Source organism: Campylobacter concisus (assembly GCF_902460625.1).
Classification (GTDB): Bacteria; Campylobacterota; Campylobacteria; order Campylobacterales; family Campylobacteraceae; genus Campylobacter_A; species Campylobacter_A concisus_AD.
In genome coordinates this window covers 33,596-38,852 of sequence record NZ_CABPUT010000008.1, presented here as the reverse complement: position 1 = coordinate 38,852, position 5,257 = coordinate 33,596, and the positions used below count along the sequence as shown (strand labels likewise).

Sequence of the window (5,257 nt, the reverse complement as noted above, 5' to 3'; positions counted from 1 at the left end):
CAGCTTTAGTCTGTAATTTTAAGAGATTTGTTTAGATTTCTCATATAAATACGAGTATTAAGTAATTTATAAGTATTTTTATGCTATAAAGCCAGGAAAACCCTGGTATATCGTGCTTCTGAAACAAAAATCAACAATTATTGACCGCTTAAACAATCTAGCCATCAAAATATCTTATAATACACACAAATTTAAAAATAAAATATTTTTAACAAAAGGAGGTTAAGATGATTAAAGCTAGTTAAAAGCAGAGGCTCTATTTTAAGTAATTAAAAGAGAACCTCTACGATAGGTTATTAGCACTCCTATTGTAATCGTTCTCTACTTTTAAACTACTTAAATAAAAACCTTATCAACAACTACTATATTAAAGCAATGGGCACACTATAGGTATGCCCATTTGGTGAGATGGCTATTACTGTCTCTTGATTTTTTAAATGGCAAAAAGGAGAAAAAATGCCAAATAAAAAAATAATTTTAAATGATTTAAAAACCATTAGAAAGAATAAGAAAAAAGAGGAGATTAAACAAGCATGTATTGAGGTCTTGTTTCCACAACAAGCAACACTCAAAGAGTGCAAGTTACTAATCGAAAATAGTTATAGCGTAAAGCTATCAAATAAAGAGTTTTCCAAATGGAGGAAAGAGTATGAGGCAACAAATGCCAATCAACCATCTGATGCATGTCATATTCTCGTACCCAACGAAAACAAAAAAGAAGATGAGGAGCTAAGCAATGGCACTAACAATCAAGAGTAGTGATACAGCAGTTGCGGCAAATGCCGTAATTGCTCTACAAGAACATATCGAAATGGGCAATAAGGCTAGTGAAAATATTAGAAATAATATTGAGCTTTTTAATAAAACTTCGGATAGTTTTAATGGAGATTTTAAAGAAAAAATAGATCTAATAGAGCAAGGAGGTGCTGAACTTATAAATGCTACAGAAGAGATTCAAAACAACTTTAAAAATACTCTAAAAGGTGCAGACAAAACTATATCGAAGATCAACTCATCTTTTAGCTCTTTAATGAAGAAGATAACATCTGCATTAATTGCCTTTGTATTTATAGAAGTGATCTTCTTTTTTGGCTATATGTTTTATGATAGCCATAAGACAAATGAAGCCAAATCTACACTACAAGGCAAGCTAGATAAAGCACTTTATGATGTGTCTAATCTTCAAGGCTTTATCATCCATATCTACAACCAAGATAGTCAAAAAGCTAGCAAAGATTTTACTAAATGGCTAAACAAAAATGGTGACGGCAATGTTCAGTAGTAAGCAAATTTTTCTAATAGCAAGACACATACAATGTATGACACTTCGTTTTCATACCTTGTATAATCTTGCTCTGCCGAGGGCCACAATGCGAGATATAAGAAGCGTTAAAACGCTTCATCTCGCTAGCACATTTTATGAAAGGATATCATATGCCAAAAAATATTAAGGATAAAGCGCTCTCCACAAGGATCACTTCTCAGCAAAATAGCAAATTATCTGATATAGCTAGAGAACTAAAAATATCAAAATCAGAAATCATTTCCTATCTTATAGATAATGGCACGGTAAATTCTGAATCCATAAAAAAGAAAGAGCTATATCCAACAATCATTACATATTTTGCTAGACCTTTTAATAACATCAATCAAATAGCAAAGAGACTAAATATAGCTTATAAGACTAGTAGCGATATAGATTTAAAAACGATGCTGCAAACACAAGAAGAGTTGTACAAAGTTCAATCAGTGCTAACTGAAATTTTAAGCCTAATAAAGAGCAGCTATGATAGTTAAGATCTCAAAGGGAGAAAAAGGCGTAGCTGATTATCTAAAAACTGGCAAGAAAAGAGATTCAAAGCTAACTAGAGATGAAAAAGATGATAGATTGCCACTAGCTGGAAATTTAGATCTTATCGAGATGTCTGAAAAGCACCAGAGCAAGAAAAAGAATAAGAAACATAACTACTATCATATATCCTTGTCATTTACTTCAGAGGAGTGGAGCAGACTATATGAAAGTGGCAATATATATGAGCTTATAATGGATTTTTTGAGGCTAACTTTCCCAAATCACGACATAGATGAGCTACTTTTTTATGCTGAAGCTCATCTGCCTATAATCAAAGAAGAGCCATATATTCCTCGCCCAGAAGGGGCACTAGAAAATAGAACATTAAACAAGAAACATAAAAATGGTGAACCACTAAAAAGAGAGCCTCATGTTCATCTAATAGTCTCTTTTGAAAATATGAAATTTACCCATAGTGTAAAAACTGGTGGAGTCATATATACAAAAGGTGTAGCTAAGCAACAAGTAAAAGCTGTTATGACTAAATCAGCAGAGAAATTTAAAAGAGTGGTTAATGACATCTTATCTAACAAATATGGTCTAAATAATATAGAGCCTTTAGGCATGGATGAAGACCAACTAAATAAACAATATGAAAGCTTTAAAAGTGCAGCACAAAAGGTTAAGAAAGGCAAAGAAAAAGATACACAGATGAAGATAGAAACAGATGTTGTGATCGAGCCAAAAGCTGATACAAAAAAGCAAAATATAAGTGTTGAAGAGTTACTAGCTGATGCTAAAAATTCTATAGCTGATTATCTATTAAGAATGGTAGAAGAAGATGAGAGTTTCAAAAAAGACTATTATGATAGAGCAAAGAGGCTTAATGCAGTCGATATAAGAGAATTTTTGCCTATGATCAATGCAAAATTTAACATCACCGCAAAAGCTGAAATGGTAAATGATAAATATAAAGTAAGAGTGGATGGGTTTAAGGGAACTTATAATCTAACTGATCTAATGTGTAAGATAGTCTATAATGGTAGAAAGGGAGCGTTATTTCACGTGGTTAATGAACTAGAGCAAATGCTTATAGAGCTTCAAGTTGATAAAAATGAGCCAAAGATAATATTGAGTGTGAGCAGTGACTTTGGTACGTTAAGTAAAGACCCAAAAACTCAAGTGTTAAATAGTTGGAAAACGATACAAATAGAGCCATACAATCTAAAATCAATACTGAAAAACTATTCAGCTATATCAGTGGCAAGTTTCAAAGATAAAAGTGAAGAAGCTAGCGGTATTGATGGCATAACTCCTACGCTTATATATGATATAGATAACTCTAAATTTACTATAAGTGATACTCAAAATTTACTGCAAAGCAAAGAGATAAAAGGCTTCATATACCCAACCACCTATCAAGCACCAGATATAAAAGTAGAGAAATTTAAACTCATCATACCCACAGCAAAGGCTCCAAGCTTAAATGAATATGATGAATACATAAAAGAGATAACAAGAGAGCTTGGGTTATATAACATAGTAAATAACTCCAGCTTGCATCCTAGTAAATTTCACTACACTCCAGTGCCAGGATCTGAGGTTGTAAGCATTAGAGGAAAAACTTTTGATAATACAAGAGCTATTGAAGAGGCTGGCTTAAAAACAGATTTTAATAATATGGATATTAAAGCCATATATGAAGATTTACAAAATCTAAGAAGATATGAGCTTAGCTGTGAGCCAAAAGATACCAACTCACATATTAAAAGAGCAAGCTATCAAGCTATATCATCAAAGATTTCTATAAAAGAGTTAATAGAATACTTTGACGAGAGTGCTGTGCTTAAAGAATATAAAAATCATCAAATACTTTCTGGTAAGAGCGGCAGATATCTTTACCTGCCAGAAGAAAACACAGCCTATTCTTTTAGCCAAAATAGACACTATACTCCATATATCTACATTAGAGATAAATTTTATGAAGCAGCCAGAAAGATAAAAGCTGGGCTTTTTAATGATGACGTCATTAAAAAGATAGGACTTAAACAAAATGAATATGAAGGATTCGTAAAAGGTATAGATGACCATTTAGATATAAATAGATACTATTTAGCTTTTATAAATAGAACTGAAAGCTTTAAAAAATACCTGTCAGATATAGTTAAAATTAACTATCAAGTCTTAATTTATAATATAAAAACCTATATGAAAGATTGGCAAGATATGCAAGGTTTTAATAAGCTAAAGGGGCGTTATAAAACAGATAATATCTATCTAAAATGTGATCATATATCATTTGACTCACTAAAAATAACAAAGCAAGAGTTGTATGATCAAGGACTTGATAAAGACTTTGGAGTAGAGCAAATAAAACAACCATCAAATAGAGCAGAAGCTAAAGAACAGAATATAAAGTCAGGATATGATAGTTTGGAGAGGTAGGCAAAACAAACATCAGCAAGGTATGAAAGTCTCTTATAAAACTAAACGTATCAGCTAAAAGTCTATATCTTTTTGATTGCTAGCCTTGCGGCAATATATTTCTTCTTTTCTTGTCAATCATACTAGTCTTTAGTCTCTAATCCTTAAATATTTAGGAACATAATACTAATATGCACAAATAAATAAAATTAATCTGATCAGGTAGGTATTAATATAGAAGCCCAAACAACCATAGTAGGATTTGATTTCCAACTCTGACTTATATATCATTGGCAGTCATATAGGAGTTTGGTATGTCCTTTATCTGTTCAAAGCCTTTTTAGTCCCTCTAATTTCAAATATAACACGATAAAGCCACCTTGTCTGTAATTACTATTTAAATTAGTTGAAGCTTTACTTTGTAAAAACTATATTAATTTATTTTATTGCCAATTAATATCTATAAAATCGCTCATCTTCCATAAAATCAAATTTCTTTTCTCTATCAATACGACGTTTTAAATCATTAATTATCTTGTTAATAAAAGTCCTGTGTTTTAATAAGTTTGCCGTATTCATCATAGATATTAGTTTTTCATAAAATTTGATATCTCTTTGTATTGCGGGCACCCAGCTTCCATAGGCTGTTCTTGAATTTTTCTCAAATTCTAAGCTTTTAAATAACTCGTAATCACTATTTTTTGAAACCATATAGGCGTATAGATGTACCCTAGTATCAATCTCGGCATTTTCAGATTCATCGTTATTAAATTCGCAAAGAAGTCCAGATATAAATATCATCCTTTCTTTATCCAGAAAATATTTATCTATAAATTTCTTAATAATATTTATTGTTTTTTGCGCATCTAATAATGGCGAATGAAATCCCATAAAAAATGATTTTAGAAATTCCCCTTTTCCAAAAACGAATTTCTTATCAGGGATTTTATGTATAGTTTCTATAATTTTTAAAAATATTTCTTCATGGTCTTCTCTATTAAACAGAATAGAAAAATCTGTATTCATATCAACATTAGCGAC

At 31.1% G+C, this 5,257-nt stretch carries 4 protein-coding genes and 1 pseudogene; 4 read left to right on the top strand and 1 reads right to left on the bottom strand.

Annotation, left to right across the window (positions count from 1 at the left end; all coding sequences use genetic code 11):
- Positions 1-456: 456 nt before the first annotated feature.
- The 4 genes from F3G69_RS06570 (at position 457) to F3G69_RS06555 (ending at position 4,237) form a co-directional block, all read left to right on the top strand.
- Positions 457-759 (top strand): hypothetical protein, encoded by a 303-nt coding sequence (locus tag F3G69_RS06570; RefSeq protein ID WP_149714757.1) that lies wholly within the window; start codon positions 457-459, stop codon positions 757-759.
- The gene (locus F3G69_RS06565; RefSeq protein WP_149714756.1) at positions 737-1,282 is read left to right on the top strand and encodes a hypothetical protein; all 546 of its coding nucleotides are present in this window, start codon (positions 737-739) and stop codon (positions 1,280-1,282) included. The genes F3G69_RS06570 and F3G69_RS06565 overlap by 23 nt, the downstream gene beginning before the upstream one ends.
- Positions 1,283-1,434: 152 nt before the next feature.
- Positions 1,435-1,797 (top strand): plasmid mobilization relaxosome protein MobC, encoded by a 363-nt coding sequence (gene mobC, locus F3G69_RS06560; RefSeq protein ID WP_149714755.1) that lies wholly within the window; start codon positions 1,435-1,437, stop codon positions 1,795-1,797.
- A complete protein-coding gene (locus tag F3G69_RS06555; RefSeq protein ID WP_149714754.1) occupies positions 1,787-4,237 on the top strand; it encodes an aminotransferase in 2,451 nt (816 codons plus the stop codon). Before mobC ends, F3G69_RS06555 begins: the two co-directional genes overlap by 11 nt.
- A 432-nt stretch (positions 4,238-4,669) precedes the next feature.
- Here F3G69_RS06555 and F3G69_RS06550 read toward each other — a convergent pair.
- Positions 4,670-5,257, bottom strand: a pseudogene (locus F3G69_RS06550) (ATP-binding protein); the annotation flags it as partial.